Consider the following 24,875-nt stretch of genomic DNA (forward strand, 5'->3'; position numbering starts at 1 on the left):
GAAGGGGTGCGATTAGGCCGCAACGCCTGATTTCGCCCCCTTCGGCGACAGAGCGTCGATTTCGGCGGCATATTTTTCCGTCGCCGCCTCAATGCCGTCCGTCCAGGTGGAGAACCGCTTGAGCAGCGGCACGAAGGCGGCCACGTCCTCGGCCGGCCAGGTGCCGAGGAAATCGCCCATGATTAGGTATTTATAGGCGCGCACGGCATCCACGACGGCGCGGCCCTGTTCTGTCAGCGCGATGATTGTGCGCCGCGCATCGGCTTGGCTCACGGCCCGCTGGGCAAAGCCCTCTTCCACCATTTCGCTGACCAGCCGGCTCGCCCGCGATGGGTCGATCCCCAGCCGCTCGGCCACGCTGGCCACCATGGTTTCCCCCATGACCTCGCCGAATTCGGGGGCAGGGCCCTCGATAGCCACCAGCACATCGAACTGGGCCAGGTCGATGCCGATCCGCAGGTCCACCAGCGCCTTGTGCCCCAGTTCGCGTTTCATCGCCCGGCGTCGCCATTGCTGCAGCATTCCGTCGATATCCATCACCGCCTCGGCCGTGGCCGCGCCGATGCCGGCCTTGCGGAGCAGGGCGTTCAGTTCGGATTTGTCACTCAAAGGCATGGCAGACCCCGCCATTTTGCATGCTCTCTACAAATGCATGCTATTGACATGTAATTGCTGAAAGCACATGTATGCCCGCAGAATTGATTTCGCAAGGGCCGACGCCGGGCGCCGACCCTCTCTTTTTGAGGATTGCCCCAATGTCCGACCCCATGCAACCGGCCGATGCGCCGCAGGATACATCCGTTCGCCTGGTCATAGGCGCCGTCGCCGTCACCCTTCTGCTGGCCTCGCTGGGCCAGACCATCGTTTCTACCGCCTTGCCCACCATCGTCGGTCAGCTCGGCGGGCTCGATCACCTCACCTGGGTGGTCATTGCCTATCTCCTGAGCTCCACCGTCGTGGCCCCCATCTATGGCAAGCTGGGCGATCTCTTCGGCCGCAAGATCGTCCTGCAGGCCGCCATCGTGATCTTCCTCGTCGGGGCCGTGCTCTCGGCCATGGCCAGCTCCATGACCTTCCTCATTATCGCCCGCGCCATTCAGGGTCTGGGCGGTGGCGGGCTCATGGTCGTCGCCATGACCGTTGTGGCCGACATCATCCCGCCCCGCCAGCGCGGCAAGGTCCAAGGCCTCTTCGGCGCCGTCTTCGGCGTCGCCACGGTCATCGGGCCTTTGGCCGGCGGCTTCATTGTCGAGCACCTGTCCTGGCAGTGGATCTTTCTCATCAACCTGCCGCTTGGCATCCTGGCGCTGGCCGTCATCGCCGTTGCGCTCAAGCCGCGGGCCGAGCGGGTGAAGCACTCCATCGACTATTCCGGCTTCGTGCTGCTGTCGAGCGGGCTCACTGCCTTCGTCCTGGCCACTTCGCTGGGGGGCAATACCTGGCCCTGGTTCTCGGTGCAGATCGTCGGGCTCATCCTCTTTGCCCTCGCCACTCTTGCGGCCTTCCTCTGGGTCGAGGCCCGTGCTCCCGAGCCGGTCCTGCCGCTCAGCCTCTTCCGCAACAATACCTTCGCGGTCACCAGCGCCGTCGGCTTCCTGGTCGGCATGGCCATGTTCGGCTCGATTACCTTCCTGCCAATGTACCTGCAGCTGGCCAAGGGCATTTCACCCACCGATTCAGCACTGCAATTGGTGCCGATGATGGTGGGCCTGATCGGCGCATCCATGCTGTCGGGCTTCATCATGACCCGCACCGGGCGCTATCGCTTCCTGCCCATCCTCTCCACCTTCGTCTTGGTCATCGGTCTCGTCCTGCTCGCCAACATGCAGCTCGATACCCCGGCGACCCTGGTGGCGCTCTACATGTTCCTGGTCGGCGCCGGCATCGGCCCGGTCAACAGCGTCAGCGTCACCGCCACGCAGAATGCCGTGCCCCGCGAAGTCGTCGGCACGGCCACCGCCGGCACCACGCTTTTCCGACAGATCGGCGGCTCGATCGGTGTTTCGGTCTTCGGCGCCATCTTTTCGAGCGGTCTGGCCGCGCGCCTGGGCAACATCATGCCGGCCGGCGGCGGCACGGGCAGCTTCAGCCCCCAGGCGGTTGCGACCTTGCCCGAGCCGGTGCGCAATCTCGTGCTCGAAGCCTTCGCCAGTGCGCTGCACCCGGTCTTCTACACCGCTGCAGGCGCCGCGATCCTCGCCTTCGGCCTCAGCTTCCTGCTCGAGGAGCGCACCCTGGCCACCACCCTGCGCAAGGAGCCGGAGGCCGAAATCGACGCCGAGGAACATGCGACGGCTGCCATGGTCGGCGCGCCGCTCGCCGCCACCCGCTGATCGTCACCGCCGCGCAGGTCCGGATGCGCGGCGGAACACTGCCTTTTCAGACACTTGGCGCGCCCGGCAGAATCATTTTTGCAACACTTCCGCCGCGACTTTGCAGCGAGCACGCCCCAGCCGACTTATGGCGAAATTGTGAGTGGCCAAATCGGCGCGCTCGCGTACCTTGGCTGCATTAGCTCTGCCGAATGCGTCGCCGGCTGTCCTCTGGAGAACACAAGCGTGCCCTTGCGTTGGCAGGAAGTGGCTTTGCCACTCGTTACCATCACCGTCCTCATCCTTCTCAAATATGTGCCGTTGACCGAGCACCTGCCTCTGGCGCGGGCCGCTGGGGTCGTTGCCTTCGGCTATGCGGCCTTTCTGGCTTTGCGCCTGGTCCAGCCCGAAGAGGGCATCATGGTCGAGGGCGGCTGGGCCGAATTGCGGCCGTCGCTGGTCGAATATTTTGCCTGCTACGGCGCGGCGGCTCTCGCGGCAATCCTGCTCTTCGCCGTGATCGTCATGGGAAGCATTGCCGACCCCACGCAATTGATCGCCACCTATATCGCCGTGATCCTGCTGGCGTCCGGCGCGCTGGGCATCGGCATTGCCGGTCTCTTCACCAGCACCCGCTGGGACAACCGCCAGGTGCGCCATCGTTCGGCCATGGGCCGCGAAACCGTGCTCGACTGGTCCGATGTGCGCGCCGTCCGCCCCAATTGGCGCGGCATCACCATCAGCGCCGGCAATGGCCGGATCACCTTCTCGCAATTCCACGGCGGCGCCGCCCAGTTGGCCACACATGCCGCGACGCGCGCCAAGCGCAACGCCGAAGCCGCATCCAAGGCCTTCGCGCTTTGACATATGAAGGCGACGCCAATCGGCGGCGCCTCTCATCCCGGATCGTTCCTTCGACAAGAACTAAAGGCACGACGGCCCGTCTGAGCGGCGCGTGATAATGGTCTCATCACGCCTCTTCATCCCTGCCATCACCACATTCCGTTTGCGGCCATGGCCGGGCTCCTTTAGCCTTCCGGCATGAACGCTCCAGTCCCCGCCCGCACCATCCGCTCCGTCTGCCCGCATGATTGCCCGTCGGTCTGCGCCCTCGATGTCGATATCCTTGCCGATGGCACGATCGGCCGGGTGCGCGGCGCCAAGGACGATCCCTATACGGCGGGCGTGATCTGCGAAAAAGTCGCGCGCTATGCCGAGCGCATCCACCACCCCGAGCGTCTCCTTCATCCCATGCGCCGGGTCGGCCCCAAGGGCGCAGGGCAGTGGCAGGCCATTTCCTGGGATGAGGCGCTGGACGAGATTGCTGCCCGGTTCCTGGCCGTCGAAGCCGAGCACGGTGCTGAATCGGTCTGGCCTTATTTTTATGCCGGCACCATGGGGCATGTGCATCGCGACGGCATCGAGCGCCTGCGCGCCGTGCGCGGCTATTCCCATCAATACGACACCATCTGCACCGGCCTCTCCTGGCCGGGCTATATCGCAGGCACTGGTCTGCTCGGCGGCGTCAATCCCGAACAGATGGCCGAAGCCGATTGCGTCGTCATCTGGGGCACCAATGCGGTGCACACCCAGGTCAATGTGATGACCCATGCCATGCGGGCCCGCAAGCAACGCGGCGCCAAGGTCGTGGCCATCGACATTTACCGCAATGCGACCATGGAACAGGCCGATATGGGCCTTGTGCTGCGCCCCGGCACGGATGGCGCATTGGCTGTGGCCGTGATGCATGTGCTGCTGCGCGACGGCCTTGCCGATCGCCAATACATGGCCAAATTCACAGACTTCGGTCCCGACTTTGAATCGCATCTTGAGGCGCGCACGCCGCAATGGGCGGCTGAAATCACCGGCCTTTCTGTCGCCGAGATCGAGGCCTTCGCCCATCTGGTCGGCAAGACGCCCAGAACCTTTTTCCGCCTTGGCTATGGCTTTTCACGCCAGCGCAATGGCGCTACTGCCGTTCATGCCGCCCTGTGCATCCCGGCCATGACCGGCGCCTGGCAGCATCGCGGCGGCGGCGCCTTCCATTCCAATTCCGGCACATGGTCGCTGGACAAGTCGCGGCTCGAAGGCCGGCATCTGCAAAAGGGCACGCCCCGCATTCTCGACATGTCCGAGATCGGCCCCATCCTTACCGGTGATGCCACGGCGCTGCAGGGCGGCAAGCCGGTCCACGCCATGATCGTGCAGAACACCAATCCCGCTGTTGTGGCCCCCGACCAGAAGAAGGTCCGCGAGGGACTGCTGCGAGAGGATCTGTTCCTCGTCGTCCATGAACAGTTCATGACCGAGACCGCAGAGTTGGCCGACATCGTCCTGCCCGCCACAATGTTCCTCGAACACAACGATTACTACACGCGCGGCGGTCACACGCGGGTGCTCTACGGGCCGGCCGTGGTCGATGCGCCCGGTGACACCCGTTCCAATCACGATGTCATCAACGCCATCGCCTTGCGGCTGGGCAGCGACGATCCGAGCTTCCATATCAGCGACCGCGACGTCATCGCCGATACTTTTGCCCGATCCAACTTTCCGCCCCTCGAGGAAATCGAGCGTCAGGGCTACATCAATCGCGAGCGACCCGATGACGCCGCCCGCTTCGCCAACGGTTTCGGCTGGCCCGATGGCCGCTTCCGTTTCGCCCCCGCCTGGCAGGATGTCGCCCGGAAAGGCTATCGCTGGTCCTGCGACCCGGCCGACATGCCGCGCTTCGCCGACCACTGGGCCATAAACGAGGCGACCGATGCGGTCCATCCCTTCAAGCTGGCCACCAGTCCCGCCCGCGGCTTCCTCAATTCGTCGTTCAACCAGACCCCCGGCAGCCTCAGGCGCGAGGGTGAGCCCTCCGTCTTCATTCATCCCGAAGATGCTGTGCGCCTTGGCATTGCCGAGGGCGATGCCGTCACGGTCGGGAATGTGCGGGGCCAGGTTCACCTCACCGCGCGTCTCCATACCGGTCTCAATACCGGCGTGCTGATTGCCGAAGGCCTCCATCGCAACAAGGCGCATCGCGGCGGGCAGGGCATCAACATGCTGACCAGCGCCACCCCCGCTCCCCCCTTCGGCGGCGCGGCCTTCCACGATGCAGCCGTCTGGATTCGCAAGGCCTAGGGTAGGGGCAAAGGTCTGCCCGCGATCGGCTCAACCCGCTCCGGCCTGTCAGGCGAAATAGGCGGTCCAGAAGAAATATCCCGTCATGGCGATGCCATAGGCGATGACGCCGTTACGGATCCAGTCGCGCGGAATATGCTGGGCCAGTCGCGCTGCCACATAGCCGCCGATGGTCACGCCCACCAGTGCGATCGAGCCGTGATACCAGTCGATCGATCCATTGATGGCAAAGCGCACCACCGCCACCAGGGCAACGATAGACGAGACATAGAGCTTGAGCCCGTTCATGGCATGGATGTCGCTCATTCCCGCCATGGCGAGAAAGGCCAGCAGCAGGATGCCGAGCCCGGCATTGAAGAATCCGCCATAGATGCACACCGCTGCGAGCAGGCTCAGCAGCAGCAGCGCGCCGACCATCTTCATGCCGCCACCCGTGCCGCTGCGCGCCTTGACCGCGGCGTTGATCTGGTTGCCGAAGACGAACAGCGCCACCGCAAAGCTCATCAGCCACGGCACGACCTTGGAGAATTGCTCGTCCGACACCACCAGCAGCAATTCGGCGCCCAGATAGCCGAACACGGCCGCGATCAGGCCATAGAGCATCAGCTTGTCGCGATGCGGGGCCATGGCCTTCCAATAGCCCACCGCGCCGCTCACATAGCCGGGCAGGGCGGCATAGGTATTGGAAGCATTGGCCAGGACTGGCGGCACGCCTGAAAACAGCAGCGCCGGGAACACGATGAACGACCCGCCTCCGGCCAGAGAATTGACGGCTCCGCCCAGCAGGCCCGCCACCAGCAGCAACAATTCGGTCATCGTCAGTCCCCCTCGATACCTCCTCCTAGCGGCACCTGACCGGTTCGCCCAACACAATTGTCTGATCGGTCCATCACGGCGATTGATCGGATGCTTGACTTCTGACCGCGCGGGCACCATTTTCCACTCCGGTTGCTGGCGCCTGCCGCCCGCGGGTCGAAAGATCCATGGTGAAGTCCAGCATCGCTTCTTGATCCCTTCGGTTCTTCCTCCCAGGGCGCATCATGGCAATGCGGGCTCCCATGTCTCAAGCCGCCTCCGTTCGGAGAGACCGATATGTCTTTTTCCCTCGATACCCCCTCCGCCCAGACCCTGAAGTCCGAGGCAAAGAATCTGCGTGAGGAACGCGCCCGTGCCGGCCGCATGCTGACCCACAGCGCCGCGCTCGAAGAGGTTGCCCGTGCTCATGGCTACCGCGACTGGAACACGGCGCGCGCTGCCTTGCCCGATCGCGTCGCGGTGCCTTTCCAGGTCGGCATGCGCGTCAAGGGTTACTACCTGGAACAGCCCTTCAAGGGCCTGCTTCTGGGGGTGCAGCTGGCGCACAACATGCAGCATTATACGCTGACCGTGCATTTCGACACGCCGGTCAATGTCACGCCCAACTTCATGTTTGCCGCACCCCGCCAGCGGGTGACGGCCACGGTGGACATTCGCGGCATCTCGCCGGCCTTGCGCGGCAATGGCGCCCCGCAGATGCACATCATGCGCGAATAGCAGCTGGGCCGGCTTGGTGGCCGGCCCGTCTTTCAGGCGATCTGCTTGAGCTCGGGCCAGACGATGCGGCCCGGGCGCCCCAGATAGAAGCCCTGTGCTTCCGTACAACCCTCGATCCGCAGCACGTCAAGCTGCTCGAGCGTTTCCACGCCCTCCGCCAGCACCGGCACCGAGAGGCTCTTGCCCAGCGCCAGGATGGCGCGCACGATGGCCTTGGCCTGTTCGTCGCGCTCCACCTCGGTCATGAAGGAGCGATCGAGCTTGATCTTGTCGAACGGGAAGCTGCGCAGCGTATCGAGCGAGGAATAGCCCGTACCGAAATCGTCGATGGCGATGGACACCCCCAGCGCCTTGATCGCGCCCAGCACCGCCAGCGCCCGCTGCCGATCCGAGATGATCGCCGTCTCGGTGACTTCCAGCTCCAGCCGGGCAGGGGCGAGCCCGGTCTGCTCCAGCACCGATTTGACCAGGTCCACCAGCTCCAGCTGCGCCAGCTGCAATCCGGAAACGTTGACCGCGATGCGGTGCGGCTCCGGCCAGCGCGCCGCTTCCTGGCAGGCATTGTTCAGAACCCACGCGCCGATGGCGCTGATGGCGCCGCATTCCTCGGCCAGCGGGATGAATTCGGAGGGCGGCACCGGCCCATGGCCCGGCCGGTCCCAGCGCAGCAGCACCTCATAGCCAGTGATCCGCCCGGTCGTGACCGATTTCTGCACCTGATAGGCCAGGTGAAACCCGTCTTTCTCCACAGCGGTCCACAGATCCTTGGCCATGGCCCGCCGCTGCCGGGCGGCCTCGTCCATGTCGTGCTCGTAATAGCAGATGCGCTGGTCGATTTCCGCCTTGGCCCGATAGAGCGCCAGATCGGCATTGTTGAGCAGTTTCGAGCCGTCCATGCCATCCTGCGGGGCGATGGCGACGCCGATACTGCCGCCCAGAGCCAGCTGGTTCTCGCCATAAGTGACGCGCTGGCCCAGCGCCTCTTCGATGCGCCCGAGGAAATCGCGCAGCGCCGGCAGGGTGGTGAATGGCTTGATCGCGGCAAATTCGTCCCCGCCCAGCCGCGCCACGCTTTCCCCGTCCTTGAGCAGCGTACCGAACCGGCGCGCCAGTTCGCGTAGCACCTCGTCGCCCGCCGCGTGGCCATAGCCGTCATTGATATCCTTGAACCGGTCGAGATCGAGCGCGATCACCGCCAACTTGCCCTTGCCCCCGAGCGCGCCGAGCGCCGTGCCCAGCAGCTGCCCGAACCGCGCCCGGTTGGGCAGGCCGGTCAGCGAATCGTGGTGCGCGAGGTGGGCGATGGCCGCGGCATTGCGCCGGCTTTCCGAAATATCCTCCACCGTGGTGATGAAGGCGCCATTGCCCGCCGGGCTGTGGCGGATGCGGAAGGCCCGGTCGTCGGAAACCGGCTGCACCAGTTCACCCCCGCCGCCTTCGATCAGCTGCCGATGCTGCGGCAGCAGCTCCGCCACCCGGCCCTTGGCATCCTCTGGCGCCGTGCCCAGCCCCACCAGCGCATCGTGCAGCACGTCCTCGAGCTCTGCCCCGGCCAGCTGCGCCGCCGCGCCCAGGCCCAGCAATTCGGCCAGCCGTGCATTGTGCAATTGCATCCGCCCGTCGCTGCCGAACAGGGCAAGCCCCTGGCCCATATGGGTCAGCGCCAGGTTGAGCCGCTCATTGGCCTCGGCCAGCCGCGCCGCATCCTCGGCCCGCCGCGCCACTTCACGGGCCGTCCGCCGGCGGTCGGCCTCGTCGAGCACGAGGCTGCCGATGGCAAAACCCAGCACCAGGATCGAGATGAAGGCGACGATCAGCGACATCAGCCCGCCATCGACCTGCGCACTGCCGACGACAGCCATGCAATTGCTGAAATCGGCCGCCACCATGGCGGTGAAGTGCATGGCGCAGATCGCCGCCGTCAGCAGCCCTGCCGCGACGAGGTTCCAGGTCCAGCCACGCTTCAGCGTCGTGCCGAACGACAGGGCGGCCAGCGCCATGCCGGCCAGGATCGAGAGCGTTACCGCGCCCGAATGCCAGCCGATATCGCCCTGCATCATCAGCGAAGCGATGCCGGTATAATGCATGGTCGAAATACCCACGCCCACCGTGGCCCCGCCCAGCATGCGGTCGACCAGCCCCTTGCTGTGCACCGCCAGCCCGATGCCGCCGCCACAGACGAGAATGGCGATCAGCAGCGACAGCGCGGTCAGGCCGGGATCGTAGCTCAGCGCGAAGCCGGGCCGGAAGGCGAGCACGGCGATGAAATGGGTGGCCCAGATCCCCAGCCCCACCGACAGCGCCGAAACGCCATTCCACACATGGCGCATGCGCCCGCTGGCCTGGCGCGCATGATGCATCAGCCCGATACAGGCATAGGTGGCGATGAGGCAGACCAGCGCCGCCAGCAGCACGAAGGGCAGGTCATGGCCCACAATGAAAAAGTCGATCACCTGAAACACCTTGAGCGCTTCCCCCGGAACGTGCCGTCAGCACTAGGGACTATCCCTTAAGGAGCCCTTAGCATTTCGCGCCCCGGCAAGCCCCTTGCGCTCACATCGTCCGGCATGCCTAAAAATGTCCTTCGAATGGGGGAAGCGCGCCTTTATCCCCGGCCAAGGACGCCCCACCGACCCGCGCCACGCAAAAACCGCTTGCCATCCCCCCAGCCTGCCGCTAGACCCGACCCCGCCGGAGAGGTGGCCGAGTGGTCGAAGGCACACCCCTGCTAAGGGTGCAGATCGGGAACGGTCTCGAGGGTTCGAATCCCTTCCTCTCCGCCAATCACCCCAATAGGCCGTTGTTTTGATTGGGTTTTTTGTTTCTTCCAATCCAATGCCCGCCTATAAACCCGCCTAAAAATGGGCATTTGCTTTCAACGCATTGCGACAGATAGAAACAGGTTGAGCTGGCGTCTTAGGTCAAAGATGCTAGAAACTTGCTATGGACGACGAATCTTCAAAGCCCGCCACAAGTACTGAGAAAGCCGTTGAAATGCGCGAGCGCCGCCGTAAAGCAGGCGTCGTGCAGATGAACTTTTTTGTCCGGGAAGAGGACAAACCAGCCATCGTCAAGGCGATGCGTGATTACACCGACCTGGCCTGGCTGGCTCTCTATGATGCCGGTGCCGTCCTGCATGGTGCAAATGAGGCGCGCGCGGCAGATATTCGCACAAGACTTGGCTTGGCGCCTCCGGCGGCGGTCAGGCCATCAGAGACTACGAAGAAGTAGCGCTGCCAGCGCGGTCCCGGTGGATGCCCGTCAGGGCCTGGAAGCGGGAAGCGAACTTACCCCAGGAGATACCAGCAGCGGCGGCGAGCTGTCTGCGCTCACCAATCGTGCCGCTGGCCAGAACAGCCTGAAAGACAAATCGTTCATTGCCCTCAGGGCTTGCGCCCCTCAGGATTTGGCGAAGTCGACTTGTCGAGAGCGCGCCGCTGCTGCGCGCCGCCGCGCGGGATAGAGCCACTTCCGCGAGAGTAAGAACATTGGCGCGGGTCACTGGCCTGCGGCTCCTGAAAAGACGCCCGCCAGCACGGACAGTCCGAGGCAGAAGGTCACGATTTGCAGCGGGCGAGGCAGATCGAGCCAGCGATGGTACAAAGCTTTCATGAGGGGTCCTTTCAGGAGTCATTTGACGAAGAGCCGCCGCCGATCCACTCGGAAACAGCCGCAGGCAGGGATGTGACGAGCGAGAACGAACGCTCGATCACGATCAGAAAAATGGCGACGGTCAGAACCGTCATCACCGCAATGGCTGCGAGCCAGAAGACCGGATGGCCGGAAAAGCTCGACAGCAGGTAATAGATACCGGTGCCGATCAGAGTGGAGACGGCCCGGAAGACGGCCATGGCGGCGAAAAAGCCGACAATCATCAAGGGCGGCGTTAGGAATAGTCTGAGCAAAAGCCGATAGCCCTGTTGCGCAGCAGCAGGGGCAATACCTTCACCATCCATTTGCATATGCGCCAACGTCCAGAGTGGGGCCGCAACAATGGCAATGACAACCGTGACGAAGTAGCCAAAGACCGCCAGAACCCAGAGCACGAAGGGCATTGCTGGAAGGAGGACGGCCATGGCCCCACCGGCCACGGTCATGGTCAGCAGCAATGGTCCCACAACTGCCATGGCCGCTCCTACGGCCCCGCCGACAACTGGCACTGCTGACGCCAATGCAAGCGCAGCCAGAATGCTGGCAGCGGCACCAACCAGAAGCTGGCCCAGCTCGACTAGTCCGACCAGCGGGTCGCCCCCGGCAGCGTCTGGCGAGAAATTAAGCGCAATCTGCTGCGTCAGCTTTCGACCGACCTCATCGACCGCAGCGCTGAGAGCATCCCAGATCGAGCCGCCTTCGCCTTGGCTCGGCGTTAGGGCGGCAGCCAAGGCCGGATCTGGCAGGCCGAAGCCGAACGATGACAGTGACGCCGCAGCGCGCGCAAATGCGCCCTCCATGTCGCCGCCTATGCGCAGGATTTCTTCCTCATTTAGGCGAAGGTTTTGGGCGCTGGCGCTACCGAACCAGCCCGGGCGCCGCCCGCTGGCGGCAGCATCCAGCGTTGAGCCGGTTTGCTCGTAAATATAGCGGGCGGGCGTCAGGACCGACGGCCGAGCCGAAAGAACAGAGGCAGCCTCCTGATTCAGTCGTGCAAGTACCAGATAGTAGCTGCCTGCGCTGAGCCAGCCCTCTCCCTCCTGATTTTGGAGATAGCTGCGCAGCCGCTCTTGCCCCTCACCGCCGCCAGCGCTTCTGACCAGTTCAAACACAGGCGACAATGCCGAGTTGGCGTCAATGACAGCCTGGCGCAGATCGCCGGCTAGATCGACCGCTTGACCATCCCGGCCAAAAGATGCGGCGAGGACCTTGGCTGCCAATAGGTCTGTCTTGGCCATCATGGTCGACAGAGCACTTTTGTGAGCCGACAAGAACAGCGCTGCATCGACTTCGCTCAGATGCATGGGCGCAGATGGGGTGGCAATGGAGCCGCAAATTCCAGCCGTGCTGGTCTCCTGGCCTAAGATGGCAGAGACGAGCGCAATAGCGCCGCTGCTGTGCTCAGCCTCAACCAGTGAGACATTGGAGTTTGATCCAACAGCCGCAAGCTGGTGATTGGCGAGTGCTGTGCAGGCCGATATTTTCCAGATTTCGGCGATAATCGGGGTCGGGAGGCTCGGACTGGTGGCGATAACCTGCACATCACCCGTGACAAGCGCCGGAACGGCACTTGACCACATCAATGTTGCCAGGGCGGTGGAGCCGCGCACCACATAGCCAATTCCGGCCTGGATCGTGTTGTATCCGCCAAGATTGGGCACCGGCATCATCAGGCCCACTGCGACGATCACCCGGATCGGTCCCCAAAGCGAGTTCCAACGCTTTCCTAGGACTTCCCCCTCGTGCGCCGTTTGCAGTAGGGCAGCGGTGACGTTGTAGAAAAAGAGCAGACCACCAACCACCAGAATGGCTACGTTTAGATAGCCGATAGTGTTGCTCAGCAATGTTGCGCCAGCCCCGAACAACGGTCCGAAAATCTGGGCGGCCAGCTGCGTCGACCAACTTTCGGCACCGCTGCTCTGCAGTGCGCTCAGCACTGTTGACTGTTGGCTGTCCACCGCTCACCTATTCAATGAACAGGCAGGGCCGGGGCAAAATGGATCCGACTGAGGCGTACAGCGCCTTGGCAGCGCGGCCATTGCCAAAAAATCCAACCAGCCCCTCAGCGGTGTCCGAGACCGAGGCCGCTGACCTCACGGTATTCCGCATTCCAGCGAACTCTTCACGAACGACGATTTCTGCGATCCAGTTATCCGCTTCCGTTCGGAACAGGCGGACCATGGTTGACCGCGTAACGCCGCCGGCCTGATGGTCGTGCGCAAACCCGCAACCAACCACCTCGCCGGTAAATTGCAGGTCTGGTTCCCCGTCGCGTTCAATCAGAAAGGCGGTCAGCTTGGTCATTATTGCTCCTAAGAGGCGGTCGATTCGTGGCAAATGGAGTAAGTCACTTGCGTCTTGCAATTCAGACGTTAGTTCTTTAAATCGGGATAAGCAAGCAGTGTTTTCTCCGGGTCCCTGCCGGGGCCGTTGAAAACGTCGCCTCCGGCTCCAGCTTGCCGGGGCAGGCCCGGGCCCGGCGCAGAGCCGGACGAAGAAAGGAACAGTAATGGCCAACCGAACGCACCGCTTTGAACTGATGCTGTCCGATGCTGAGCGCGAAATTGTCGCCGCCAGCGCGGCGGCGACTGGCTTGACCATGGCCGCATTTGCGCGACAGGCCATGATGATTGATCAGCCTGTAAGCGCCCGGGCCAAGGCCCACGTAGTGGACCGGGCTGCGATAGCGGCACTCAATGCGATTGGGTCAAATCTCAACCAGATCGCCAAAATCGGGAACAGTTCCAAGACGCTGAACCAGCAGCATCTGCAGGCCCTTACGGTCATGTTCCGCCGACTGTCTGCGATTGTGAAAAGGATCGAGAACCCGGAAGTTCTGGTTGGCGCCGGACGGGCCGACCAATGATCGGCAAGATCAAAAACCTGCCGACAGGTGCCGACCTGAGGCGGCTGGACGCCTATCTGCGCGGTCCCGCTTCCGAGCGCGTCGCTGGCTCATTCTCGCTGAACCTGGCTTCGGATGACGCAGCGGACATCCTCGACTTGATGGACGCGCAGGCTGGTTTGAGTCGACGTGCAAAGAAACCGATCTTGCACATCTCTGTCAGCTATGCGCCGACCGATGAGGTGACGCCGGCGGAGATGCAGGTGGATGCCCAAGGCATTCTTGACGTGCTCGGTATGCGCGGCCATCAGGCGTTTGCAGTCATTCACGACGACAAGAGCTATCAGCATTTCCATCTGGTCATAAATCGCGTCGATCCAGACGGCCGTTGCGTTGGCGACAGCAACTCCAAGCGAAAGATCGAGAAGGTGCTGCGCGCCATCGAGGCCGAGCGCGAGCTTCAGCCTGTTCCCGGGCGGTTGGCCGAAACACCTGGGCAAAAGCGCTTTGCAGGGCCGCGGGCGGCGCGGCGCGGTTATGTGCAACCTCCTCTGGCGGTGATCGAAGCAATGCAAACGGCACGTTCCAGGGCCGAGCTGGACGCGCGCCTGGCATCGGCGGGCTGGAAACTTGAATCGGCTTCACCCCGACGCGGCCAAAAGGCTGGTGGATTGATCCTCTACGGCCCCGAAGGCGCCCGCGCCAACGCGAGTGCATGCGGTCGCGATTGTTCCGGCCCAGCCCTCGCGCGGCGATTTTCGGCCTCGGCGCCGCCGCGCACAGCGGCACAGCGCGCTAAAATTGGCGCAAACGCGTCACCAACGCCCACCCCGCAGCCCACCGGCGCAGACAAGCTGGCAATGGCCATCCGCAATGCACGGATCAGAAGTCCACGCCTGTCTGGCGTCCGGCCGCCGAGCACTTCCAGCATCATTACCCGCGCCATTGGCGCAGTCATCCCCCTCCCGAAATTGTAGGTGAAGCGTGAGCGACGATATTGAAAACACCATCAATAATTTCCTGATTGAGGCTGCGGCCATGCGCGCTGCTCTTGAGCGGCAGGCAGAACAAGTTGTGCAGGTTACTGGCGCTCTGCAGCAGGCTACGACAGAGAACCTGCGAGCGCGCAAGCAACTGGCCCATATGGTGTCAGCTGGCGTCTATACCGAAGCGGCATCGCGGATCGCACAGTCCTGCGCCCCACTGGTCAAATCCATTTCACAGGCAGCCAATCAGGCCGAGCACGCCTTGGGCGTAAAGCTGGAAGAAGTCGAACGCGCCCAGGTGGCCGGATGGCTGATCCAAATGGTCATCGCACTTGGTAGCGGATTCATCGCGTCCATGTTGACCGCTTTCGCAATCTTTGCATGGAGGCTCTGGCAATGATTGAAAACAGTTGGACCCATCAGCTGCGCCAGCATCACGCTGGGGCCGCAAACGAGTTGGATCAACGTGCCATAGCGCTCTGCGATGCGTGGATAACATGGGCCGATGGGTTCGGAATTGCGCCACCCGCTGAGTTGGCGGCACAACTGAAGAGTGCAAAGACCGAAAGTGCATGTGTCATTGTTAGGCAGATCACCCGCAAGCTGGCGAAGGAATGCCCAGTCACCATGCCAATGCAAAGCCCGACGAGCGATTTGTTTGACGCCTCGGCGGGCCCCTCAATGTTTGATCTTGGCAAAGGGCCATCCCCTTGAACATCAAGATGGGCAGCTCGCACCGCTAACGAAGATATCGAAGCCCTGGTAACACCGAGCGAGGCGCGGCGACCCGCTACCATTTGCGCGCCGACAAGGATCGACCTATACGCGCTTATTAACTCAAGCCTTGGTGTCCGTCGAAAGGGCCGGAATCGTCCGATTGACCCGGTCGGGAAAATTGCCCATTCCATAGGAAATGCCCAACCGCGATATCGTCGAATTCTTTGCCACCGCGGGCAGGGCATGACTGACCGAGGTGCCTGAACGTATGAACGCCGTTGAGATCGAAGAGGCCATTTCCGCACTGGCTGAGCAGCCGTTCGATGCGTCCGAGTTTCCGTTCGCGTTCCTGACAGCATTCGGCAACAAAGAGACCACCATCAAGCGCTTGCGCAAAGGCGAGTCGAACAAATCCGACTTGGGCGGCGTCCTCCAGACCAGCAACATACACATCGCAGTCAGCGCGCCCGGCGAAGTCGGCAATACCCTGGCGGCCCTTCGTGCCAGCCCTGCGACCGCGCGCGCAAAAGCGCGGTTCATCCTGGCGACGGATGGGGATACCCTGGAGGCAGAAGACCTGACCACCGACGACCCGCCAGTTGCCTGCCGATATGCCGAGTTCCCGGATCATTTCGGCTTTTTTCTCCCACTTGCCGGCATCACCACTGTCAAGCAAATCCGGGAAAGCTCTTTCGATATCCGCGCCACTGGGCGGTTGAATCGACTGTACGTGGAATTGCTGAAGGACAACCCAGAATGGGGAACCAGCGAGCGTCGCGCGGACATGAACCACTTCATGGCGCGATTGATTTTCTGCTTCTTCGCCGAGGATACGGACATCTTTGGCGGCAATCGGCGCTTTACCACCACCATTGAGCAGATGAGCTCTCGGGATTCTGCCAATACCCATGAGGTCATTGAGACGCTTTTTGGTACCATGAGCATGACCAATGCCCAACGCGAGTTGGCCAAGGTTCCTCGCTGGGCAGACATGTTTCCTTATGTGAACGGCGGGCTCTTCTCGGGTAGTACGGAGGTGCCGAGGTTCAGCCGAATTGCCCGGTCATATCTTTTAAATATCGGCGCTCTGGATTGGACTCAGATCAACCCGGACATTTTCGGTTCTATGATTCAGGCCGTCGCTGATGAAGATGAGCGTGGCGCGCTCGGAATGCACTACACGTCCGTGCCGAACATCCTGAAAGTGCTCAACCCACTCTTCCTCGATGACCTTCGAGAACAGCTTCAGGAAGCCGGAGATAATTCCCGGAAGTTGCTGAACCTACGCAACCGCATGGCCAAAATCAGGGTATTCGATCCGGCCTGCGGTTCGGGAAATTTCCTTGTCATCGCTTACAAGGAAATGCGCGCTATCGAAGCAAAGCTAAATGAGCGTCGCGGCGAACCTGACCGGCGCAGCGAAATCCCACTGACCAATTTCCGAGGCATCGAACTGAGAAGTTTCCCAGCCGAGATTGCTCGGCTGGCGCTCATCATTGCCGAGTTTCAGTGTGACGTGCTCTATCGTGGGCAGAAGGAAGCCCTTGCGGAGTTCCTGCCGCTCGACGCTCAGAACTGGATCACCTGTGGCAATGCTCTAAGGCTCGATTGGCTGAGCATCTGCCCACCGACCGGCACCGGTGTAAAGTTCCAGGCAGATGATCTTTTTCACACTCCTATCAACCAGGCACAGATCGACTTCGACAACGAAGGTGGCGAAACGTATATTTGTGGAAACCCCCCATATCTCGGAAACAAGCTTCAGTCTGATGAGCAAAAGTCTGATCTGGGCAATGTCTTTGAAGGCCGGATAGAAGGGTGGAAGTCCCTCGACTACGTAGCTGCATGGTTTATGAGGGCGGCAGATTACGGCACGAAGACCAGCGCCGCATCCGCTTTTGTTACTACCAACTCTCTGTGCCAAGGACAGCAAGTTCCGCTCCTGTGGCCTGCAATATTTGCAAAACATCACGAGATCATATTTGCTCACACGTCTTTCAAATGGGCAAATCTCGCAAGTTATAATGCCGGTGTAACGGTAATTATAGTGGGAATTTCGAATTCTGACAGAAAAAGGCGGAAGCTTTATTCAATCGATCAGGATGGATTAACCCAAGAGAAAATTTGTAACAACATTAATCCTTATCTCGTAGATGGGCCGAACCTCGTTATTGAGAGCAAGCGCGACGCAGGACGAGGCCGTGCGCCAATGCTGTTCGGAAATATGCCGCGTGACGGTGGTAATTTAATTGTGACACAGGAGGAATTTGCTGCAACAAAAACCCAGCGCGATGATGTATTTGCAAAGTACCTAAGGCGCTTTGTAGGTTCGGAGGACTTCATCCAGGGAAAATCACGATATTGTCTTTGGATCGAGAAATCCCAGCACCAAGACGCTTTGCGATCTGCGCAAATTGCAAAAAGGTTGGATGCGGTAAAGGAGGTGCGTCTTGCGAGCAAAGCCGGATCAACCCGTGACTATGCAAGGGCTCCTTACCGATTCGTGCAAATACAAGGCACAGCCAAAGTCAGCACAATTATAGTGCCTCGCCACAGTTCGGAGCGCCGATCATATCTTCCAGTTGGCTTGCTGGACGCATCCGCGATCATCGCGGACAGCGCATTCGCAATTTACGACGCGCCATTGTGGACGCTCTCGCTAATCGCCTCTCGCCTCCACCTTGTCTGGATCGCAGCAGTCTGCGGAAAGCTCAAGACCGACTATCGTTACTCGAACACTTTGGGTTGGAACACATTCCCCCTGCCTCGCCTTACCGCGAAGAATGAGGCGGATTTGAACGAGTCCGCTACCAGCATCCTGTTGGCGCGAGAAAGCTACTATCCGGCGTCAATCAGCGAAATGTACGATCCTGACGAAATGTCTCGAGCTTTCCCGTCTTTGCAGCAAGCGCATGACCGCAACGATGAGATTATTGAGCGCATCTACATTGGGCGAAAATTTAAGAACGACACTGAGCGACTTGAGAAGCTCTTCGCAATGTACGCGGACGATCAGAAAGGCGGTCAACGCAGAGAGGCAATGGTAACTGAAGGAGGCCGCATATGACTCAAGTTGACTACATCGCGCAGCCAGCCTTTCGATCAACGCTCGAAACAATTGACGGCATCCTGTCGCAGGCTGGGATCGCGAACCTGGATGTAGCCGCAGCGTACGTCACGTCAGGAGGACTAAACGACTTGGTCGTTCGCAGCGCCGCGACATTGGGGGCTCGGTGGGCTGGCCTGGACAAAAGATGGCTTACCTCATTTGACTATTGCCGAACAGAGCCTGTCGCGCTCGATGCCATGCTTGCAATGCCGGGTTCATCTGTCCGCGTATACGACGCCCAATTCTGCTTGGCTCATGGGGGCATGCCCAGGGTGCCATTTCACCCGAAAGCCTATTTGATGCGCAGTAATCAACGAGATTATGCCCTTGCGGGGTCCGGCAATCTCTCACGGTCTGGATTGTCGAGGGGTGTTGAGGCCGGGCTTGCAATCAGTGTGGATCGATTGGTCGCGGATGAACCAACTTCGGTCGCCGCCGTGCAGGCGCTGCGCGATTGGTACGCAGCGACGTGGGCTGCCGCAACACCTCTGAACGCAGCATTGTTGGCAGACTACACAAGAGTTTTCGAAAGCGCGGAAAATCTCAAAAAGCCCACTCCCACGGAAGATGATGTTGCGACCAGCGACACCAGCGCGGGTGCAATCTCCAGCGCAAACTTGCAGAAACTTAGAGTTTGCCGAAATTTTTGGATCGAAGCAGGCAACATAACAAAAAATAGAGGTCCGCATTTACCTGGAAGTCAGCTTATGATGAAGCGACTTTCACGAGTATTTTTTGGCTTTCCACCAACAGACATTCCAAAAAATACTCATATTGGAAACGTGCTAATTAGCTACCAGGGAGGCAATCTGGAACAATACTCGCTAACCTACAGCGACAACAAGATGGACAAGCTGAATCTCCCCATTCCAGGCGCAGGAGGACCAGTCGCCTACGATGGCAGGCTCATTATTTTCAGACAGGTGGGTCCAAGAGCATTTGACTTATCGCTGGGGACACGGGCGGACAAAACCAATTGGTTGAAAAGAAGCCGCGCGATTGATGGCATCTTCAAGATGACAAGCGGCCGTGAATGGGGCGTATTTTGATGACAGGCAATAGGAGCGACAATGCGGGATTCCTTACGGTTCCAACCATTTCGGTTCCCTATGCCCGCAACGGCAACTCGACCAAGGCCAACGCGCTGGGCATGCGCACGATGCAGGAGCGCGCATACGAAAGGCGGGGCGAGCAATATCTGCTAATCAAGTCCCCGCCCGCGTCCGGCAAAAGCCGCGCGCTCATGTTCATCGCGCTGGACAAGCTCAACAACCAGGGCCTGAAGCAGGCCATCATCGTCGTGCCGGAAAAGTCCATCGGTGCGAGTTTCGCGGACGAACCGCTGACCAAATACGGGTTCTGGGCCGATTGGACGGTGGAACCGAAATGGAACCTTTGCAACGCGCCCGGCGAGGACGGCGGCAAGGTCAAGTCGGTCGGTGCGTTTCTCGAAAGCACGGACAAGGTACTGGTCTGCACCCACGCGACGTTCCGCTTTGCTCTGGATAGGTTCGGAGCAGCAGCCTTCGACAATCGCTTGATCGCAGTGGATGAGTTCCACCATGTTTCCGCCGACACCGACAGCAAGCTGGGCCAGCATTTGGGCCAGCTCATCGCGCGCGGCAGCGCTCACATCGTCGCCATGACCGGCTCCTATTTCCGGGGCGACGCAGTGCCGGTGCTCATGCCGGATGACGAGGCAAAATTTCGCGACGGGACTGTCACCTATACCTACTACGAGCAGCTCAACGGCTATGAGTATCTTAAGCAGCTCGATATTGGTTACTTCTTCTACTCGGGCTCCTACGCAGACGACATTCTCAATGTCCTCAACCCTGGGGAAAAGACCATCATCCACATCCCTTCCGTCAATTCGCGCGAGAGCACGAAAGATAAAATCCGGGAAGTGGAACACATCATCGAAGCGCTGGGCGACTGGCAGGGAACCGATCCTGCGACCGGCTTCCAACTGGTCAAGCGACCCGACGGCAGAGTGTTGCGCATTGCCGACCTTGTCGATGACGACCCCAGTAAGCGCGACCGCGTTTCTGCTGCGCTGAAAGACCCCAGCCAGAAGAATAACCGCGACCATGTCGATATCATCATTGCACTCGGTATGGCCAAGGAAGGCTTCGACTGGATTTGGTGCGAACACGCCCTGACAGTGGGCTACCGCTCTAGCCTCACGGAAATCGTGCAAATCATCGGGCGCGCGACCCGCGACGCGCCAGGCAAGACCCGCGCCCGCTTCTCCAATCTCATCGCCGAGCCTGACGCATCCGACGAGGCGGTAACCGAGGCCATCAACGACACGCTGAAAGCCATCGCCGCCAGCCTGCTGATGGAACAGGTGCTCGCGCCGCGTTTCAACTTCACCCCGAAGAACCCCCAGAGCGGCCCTATTGAAGGGTTCGATTATGGCGACGGCGGTTATGCGTCGGACAAGACAAATGTTGGCTTCAATGAGGAAACTGGTCAGTTCCATATCGAGATTAAGGGGTTGGCCGAGCCCACCAGCAAGGAGGCTGGGCGTATCGTCCGCGAAGACCTCAATGAAGTGATTGCGGCGTTTGTGCAGGACAAGACCGCCATCGAGCGCGGTCTGTTTGACGAGGAGCTTGTCCCTGAGGAGCTGACCGTTGCCCGCATGGGAAAGATTATCAAGGACAAGTATCCCGACCTGACTGACGAAGACCAAGAAGCGGTGCGCCAGCACGCTGTCGCTGCGCTCAACCTTACCCAAAAGGCAAAACAAATTGCTTTGGGCGATGATGGTGATGAACCAAGTCGGAACACTGCGCTGATCGACGGAGTGCGTAAGCTCAATATGGATGTGCGCGAGTTGGACATCGACCTGATCGACCGGATCAACCCGTTCGGGGAAGCATACGCCATTCTGGCTAAGACCATGAGCGAGGAGAGCTTGAAACAGGTCGCGGCAGCAATCTCTGCCAAGCGGTTCACTTTGAGTGTGGATGAGGCCAAGGACCTGGCAGTGCGCGCGGTACGCTTCAAAAAGGAGCGGGGCCGGCTTCCATCAATTAGTTCGTCAGACCCTTGGGAAAAGCACCTTGCCGAGGGCGCGGCCGCTTTCGTGCGATACAAGGACGAGGGACGATATGAGCGACCTTGACCTTGACGAACTGCGCAGCGAGCTTTCCGACTTCGCCGTTTCTGAGAAAAAGGGCGGACTGTCGCCGCGCGACGAACGGATCATTACCGGCTTCGAAGAAATCCAACGATTCACTGACCAGCATGGTCATGCCCCTCGGCATAGCGAGGCAAATGACATATTTGAGCGCCTATATGCGGTTAGACTTGATCGGCTGCGCGCTCTTGACGAATGTCGCACCCTTCTTGCTCCCCTTGATCGCCAAGGATTGCTCAGTGGTCCCAGTTTTGACCCCGTCGCACCTGTTGAATCCATGGATGATGACGAATTGCTGGCCGAACTTGCCGGCGCGGCAGGTTCTTCAGACATTACCGAGTTGCGCCATGTGAGGACTGCGGCCGACAAGCGCGCCGCAGAGGAAATCGCCAACCGCGCACCCGCCGAAGATTTCGACCAGTTCAAGCCAATGTTTGACCAGTTGGCCAGGGACGTTAAGATTGGCACCAGGATCACCCAGCCGATCCGCAAAGACGCCGGTTTTCTCAAGGCCAACATCAAAGTCGGTGACTTCTTTATTGTCGATGGGCAAACTACCTATGTCGCCGAGGTCGGGGAACCCATTCGCGCACCCAACGGCGAATCCGATGCGCGGTTGCGTGTGATCTATTCGAACGGCACCGAGAGCAACTTGCTCCTGCGTTCACTTCAGCGCGCACTCTACAAAGACGAAACCAGCCGCCGTATATCGGAGCCCAACGCCGGGCCATTGTTTTCCGGAGACAGCGAAGACGGCGACCTCGCCAGCGGTACAATCTATGTATTGCGGAGCAAGTCGGACCACCCCTTGGTCGCTGCCAACCGCGATGTGCTGCACAAGATTGGCGTCACCGGCGGCGACGTTGTTCGGCGCATCGCCAATGCCAAATTGGATGCCACATTCCTGTTGGCCGAGGTGGAGCTGGTCGCTACCTACAAGCTTGCCAACGTCAACCGCACCAGGCTGGAAAACCTGATCCACCGCATCTTCGATGTTTCCCGCCTCGACATCGAGATAATGGATCGCTTCGGCAACCCTGTTATCCCGCGCGAGTGGTTCCTGGTGCCGCTGTTCGTGGTCGATGAGGCCGTCGAGCGCATCAAGGACGGGACCATCACCCAATATCGTTATGATCCAGAAACGGCTTCGCTTCGGCCGGTGAGTTAGGCGAGGCGTTGCTTCCTTCGCTCAGCCCCGGCGCGCTGCGCCGAGAAGGAGGCCTGGCTCCGCCTGGCCAATTTTTTGCCGAAAACACTTAGAATGCCATGCGCCGCGGCTATGACGTCAACAGGCCGCTGCGCTGGGCCTGTGTGACGCCGCCGCGCTCGCATGGCGATTCTGATGGTATCGGGCGGGGAACATCGTTTTCCGCGCTCCGCGCGGGTTTTCAGGCCGCTCGGGCGCGGGCCTTCAAACAGGGAACAGGGCTACAAGAGAAGACCCGCGGCAGCTTCTTTCCCAAGCCCTTTGTTCGACGCGCCGCAGGCACGTCGAATCTTTTTGGGGGGACGCCCTTCGTCCCGACACCTCCAGAAGGCCACAGCGCACAGCGCAGAGTCACCCGTAGGGCCGCAGCGGAGCGGAGGACTGCCTTGGCAGTTGACCTGCGCGAGCACTGTGGCACCGCTTTCTTGCTTCTTTTTTGTTCCTTGTTCCCAGTTTCAGACCTCTATCCAGAAAAGTTTAGGACGCTGTGAGGTTGACGAGAAGTGCCGAGACCGGTTGTTTTGGTGGGAACACCGGGAACATTCGTCCCGGTGTTCGTTCCTGGTCTAGTTACTATCGATGCCTTGCGGGGGGTGATACTGCCACTGAAATGCCTGCCCTACCCGCACTTTCACCCTCCTCCAGCCGCTGGCTCGGAGCACGCGTGAAACTCGGTTCTTGTCGGATTGTTTCCAAAGAGCTGTGCTCATATCTAGGCAGTCGCCGAGAATTTGAGGAATGGTCACGAAAGCACGATCCGAAATGAACTCGAAGATCGGCTCGTCCCACGGATCTCCCTCATAACGGGCGGATTGTTCGATCACAGCCTGTTTCAGCACTTCCCCTTCCTCCAACCACCACTTGTAGTTGCTGCGGTAAAGGTGCACGGCCTCTGCCCAGATCTGATTCCGGTCAGCAGTCAAACGTTCGACATCCGATTTTGTCACCGCAACAGGCCAAATCCTACGAGCACCCGTAGGATCGCGGAGGTAGTCCTCGCTATTGGTGGTGCCAGAGAAGACGCATTGCCGGGGCACATTGACCGCGCAAGTGGCATATGGCGGGCGAAAGCGGTCGACGCGGCAGGTTAGGAAGCCGTTCATGGTTTCGACTGTCGTCGTCTTCAGAGACTCGAGCTCGCCAAGTTCAATAATCCACATCCCATGAGTTTGCAGCGCTGCATCCTTTGTGCCGAGTGGTGGCATGCGGTCCGTAAACCACTCTCCGGCCAGAACCCTGAGAGCAGAAGATTTTCGAAGCCCCTGGTTCCCTTCGAGGACGAGAGTGACGTCGGCTTGGCATCCGGGCTGGAATATGCGCGCAACCGCCGAAACCAAATAACGCGAGCCTATTTCCTCGGTATAGCTTGTTTTTTCGGCCCCCATATATTCTGTGAGCCAGCTATCAAGACGAGCGGTCCCATCCCACTTCAGTGATTCAAGGTATTGTCGCACCGGGTGGAAAGGATGCCGGAAAGCAACCATTGTCGCCGCATGCTTTACATCACGCACATTGACGTTGATCTCGCGCTCTTGCAGCCAGCTTGCGGCCTGTAGTTCATCGAATTCCTGCCATTCCCGAGGCCTAAACTCCTCTTTGTTGTCCCAGGGGAGCGGCGACAGTACTGTTGGCTTGCTTGCAAACACATCAAAGCCAAGGCACCCGAAGAACTCTGGTGCCCACTCCAGCGGAATCGAGGCATTGTGCAAGTTGGCTACGATTTCGCCCCGCCTAGTCTGCACAAGGCTCGCGAACCAGTTTGGATTGGGATCCGCGCGTGCGCAGTCAGATTCGATTGTCGCCGGCGTACAACTAGGGCTATTATGCCGTAATGAAGCGCCACGCTTCGCATTTTCTGCATCGCCGTCCCTGTTTCCAGCAGGGGCGGCGGCGTCGTATTTCGGTTGGGGAGGCGGCTCCCCCAGGCCGGAGATCGGGAAGCGCGGCTTGTTCTCGGTATTATCGTGTGTAGCGGCCATTTATGCCGCCCCTTCACGAGATTTTTCCCACGCTAGGATTTCTGTTTCCCGCCACCTCGTGCATTTGGCGGTCAAGCGGATCGGTCGAGGAAAGCTTGGGTCAACTTTAACCCACCGCCAGACACTGGTGCGCTTGATTGAAAATCGTTCGGCAAGTTGTTTGTCGCTTAAATACATTTGTCTGCATCCGTCGCATTTCGATGCAGCCCAATATTGACATACTCAGTCGAGGCTCATGGGTTTTATCATTTCGGTGATT

21 protein-coding genes and 1 tRNA gene are annotated in these 24,875 nt (G+C 60.3%); 14 read left to right on the forward strand and 8 right to left on the reverse strand.

Annotated elements, in window-relative coordinates:
- Positions 1-12: 12 nt before the first annotated feature.
- Positions 13-615: a MarR family winged helix-turn-helix transcriptional regulator gene (locus VE26_RS04115; RefSeq protein WP_046104997.1), complete on the reverse strand. Its 603-nt coding sequence runs from the start codon at positions 613-615 to the stop codon at positions 13-15.
- A gap of 140 nt (positions 616-755) precedes the next feature.
- Between VE26_RS04115 and VE26_RS04120 the strand changes: the two genes are divergently transcribed.
- From VE26_RS04120 to VE26_RS04130, 3 genes are all read left to right on the forward strand, one after another.
- Entirely contained in the window at positions 756-2,333 is a 1,578-nt protein-coding gene (locus VE26_RS04120; protein WP_046103876.1) for an MDR family MFS transporter, read from the forward strand.
- A gap of 225 nt (positions 2,334-2,558) precedes the next feature.
- A complete protein-coding gene (locus VE26_RS04125) occupies positions 2,559-3,176 on the forward strand; it encodes a hypothetical protein (RefSeq protein ID WP_152658700.1) in 618 nt (205 codons plus the stop codon).
- 177 nt (positions 3,177-3,353) lie between these two features.
- Complete coding sequence (locus tag VE26_RS04130) at positions 3,354-5,441, forward strand: molybdopterin-containing oxidoreductase family protein (protein WP_046103878.1); 2,088 nt, start codon at positions 3,354-3,356, stop codon at positions 5,439-5,441.
- A gap of 48 nt (positions 5,442-5,489) precedes the next feature.
- On the opposite strand, the gene VE26_RS04135 is transcribed toward VE26_RS04130, so the two are convergent.
- On the reverse strand, positions 5,490-6,257 hold the full coding sequence (locus tag VE26_RS04135) for a sulfite exporter TauE/SafE family protein (RefSeq protein ID WP_046103879.1): 768 nt from the start codon (positions 6,255-6,257) through the stop codon (positions 5,490-5,492).
- A 276-nt stretch (positions 6,258-6,533) separates the two neighbouring features.
- Between VE26_RS04135 and VE26_RS04140 the strand changes: the two genes are divergently transcribed.
- Positions 6,534-6,974 (forward strand): glyoxalase superfamily protein, encoded by a 441-nt coding sequence (locus VE26_RS04140; protein WP_046103880.1) that lies wholly within the window; start codon positions 6,534-6,536, stop codon positions 6,972-6,974.
- 32 nt (positions 6,975-7,006) lie between these two features.
- Here VE26_RS04140 and VE26_RS04145 read toward each other — a convergent pair whose 3' ends face one another.
- Positions 7,007-9,427, reverse strand: a complete 2,421-nt coding sequence (locus tag VE26_RS04145; RefSeq protein WP_152658701.1) for a bifunctional diguanylate cyclase/phosphodiesterase — start codon at positions 9,425-9,427, stop codon at positions 7,007-7,009.
- A 240-nt stretch (positions 9,428-9,667) separates the two neighbouring features.
- On the opposite strand from VE26_RS04145, the gene VE26_RS04150 reads away from it, so the two are divergent.
- Positions 9,668-9,757, forward strand: a tRNA-Ser gene (locus tag VE26_RS04150).
- A gap of 160 nt (positions 9,758-9,917) precedes the next feature.
- Entirely contained in the window at positions 9,918-10,205 is a 288-nt protein-coding gene (locus VE26_RS04155) for a hypothetical protein (RefSeq protein WP_046103882.1), read from the forward strand.
- Here VE26_RS04155 and VE26_RS17715 read toward each other — a convergent pair.
- The 3 genes from VE26_RS17715 to VE26_RS04165 form a co-directional block, all read right to left on the reverse strand.
- Complete coding sequence (locus VE26_RS17715) at positions 10,192-10,476, reverse strand: hypothetical protein (RefSeq protein WP_152658702.1); 285 nt, start codon at positions 10,474-10,476, stop codon at positions 10,192-10,194. The two genes, VE26_RS04155 and VE26_RS17715, sit on opposite strands and share 14 nt — an antisense overlap.
- Positions 10,477-10,597: 121 nt before the next feature.
- Entirely contained in the window at positions 10,598-12,562 is a 1,965-nt protein-coding gene (locus VE26_RS04160; RefSeq protein WP_046103883.1) for a DotA/TraY family protein, read from the reverse strand.
- A gap of 28 nt (positions 12,563-12,590) precedes the next feature.
- Positions 12,591-12,929 carry a hypothetical protein gene (locus tag VE26_RS04165; protein ID WP_046103884.1) on the reverse strand — a complete coding sequence of 113 codons (339 nt, stop codon included), beginning with the start codon at positions 12,927-12,929 and terminating at the stop codon, positions 12,591-12,593.
- Positions 12,930-13,134: 205 nt separating this feature from the next.
- Here VE26_RS04165 and VE26_RS04170 point away from each other — a divergent pair, with 205 nt between their 5' ends.
- From VE26_RS04170 to VE26_RS04205, 8 genes are all read left to right on the forward strand, one after another.
- A complete protein-coding gene (locus VE26_RS04170; RefSeq protein ID WP_084619941.1) occupies positions 13,135-13,491 on the forward strand; it encodes a plasmid mobilization protein in 357 nt (118 codons plus the stop codon).
- Positions 13,488-14,447 (forward strand): relaxase/mobilization nuclease domain-containing protein, encoded by a 960-nt coding sequence (locus tag VE26_RS04175; RefSeq protein WP_046103886.1) that lies wholly within the window; start codon positions 13,488-13,490, stop codon positions 14,445-14,447. The genes VE26_RS04170 and VE26_RS04175 overlap by 4 nt, the downstream gene beginning before the upstream one ends.
- A 7-nt stretch (positions 14,448-14,454) precedes the next feature.
- A complete protein-coding gene (locus VE26_RS04180) occupies positions 14,455-14,856 on the forward strand; it encodes a hypothetical protein (RefSeq protein ID WP_046103887.1) in 402 nt (133 codons plus the stop codon).
- A complete protein-coding gene (locus VE26_RS04185; RefSeq protein WP_152658703.1) occupies positions 14,853-15,170 on the forward strand; it encodes a hypothetical protein in 318 nt (105 codons plus the stop codon). The genes VE26_RS04180 and VE26_RS04185 overlap by 4 nt, the downstream gene beginning before the upstream one ends.
- A 271-nt stretch (positions 15,171-15,441) precedes the next feature.
- Positions 15,442-18,240 (forward strand): class I SAM-dependent DNA methyltransferase, encoded by a 2,799-nt coding sequence (locus tag VE26_RS04190; protein WP_046103889.1) that lies wholly within the window; start codon positions 15,442-15,444, stop codon positions 18,238-18,240.
- Positions 18,237-19,331: a phospholipase D-like domain-containing protein gene (locus VE26_RS04195; protein ID WP_046103890.1), complete on the forward strand. Its 1,095-nt coding sequence runs from the start codon at positions 18,237-18,239 to the stop codon at positions 19,329-19,331. Before VE26_RS04190 ends, VE26_RS04195 begins: the two co-directional genes overlap by 4 nt.
- Complete coding sequence (locus tag VE26_RS04200) at positions 19,316-21,415, forward strand: DEAD/DEAH box helicase (protein WP_244465621.1); 2,100 nt, start codon at positions 19,316-19,318, stop codon at positions 21,413-21,415. Before VE26_RS04195 ends, VE26_RS04200 begins: the two co-directional genes overlap by 16 nt.
- The gene (locus VE26_RS04205) at positions 21,402-22,598 is read left to right on the forward strand and encodes a GIY-YIG nuclease family protein (protein ID WP_046103892.1); all 1,197 of its coding nucleotides are present in this window, start codon (positions 21,402-21,404) and stop codon (positions 22,596-22,598) included. Before VE26_RS04200 ends, VE26_RS04205 begins: the two co-directional genes overlap by 14 nt.
- A gap of 605 nt (positions 22,599-23,203) precedes the next feature.
- Here the strand turns inward: VE26_RS04205 and VE26_RS04210 are convergent.
- A complete protein-coding gene (locus tag VE26_RS04210; protein ID WP_084619942.1) occupies positions 23,204-24,616 on the reverse strand; it encodes a virulence-associated E family protein in 1,413 nt (470 codons plus the stop codon).
- The gene (locus tag VE26_RS18970) at positions 24,617-24,793 is read right to left on the reverse strand and encodes a helix-turn-helix transcriptional regulator (RefSeq protein WP_084619943.1); all 177 of its coding nucleotides are present in this window, start codon (positions 24,791-24,793) and stop codon (positions 24,617-24,619) included.
- Positions 24,794-24,875 lie beyond the last annotated feature (82 nt).

Origin of the sequence: Devosia chinhatensis (genome assembly GCF_000969445.1) — a bacterium.
GTDB lineage: Bacteria > Pseudomonadota > Alphaproteobacteria > Rhizobiales > Devosiaceae > Devosia > Devosia chinhatensis.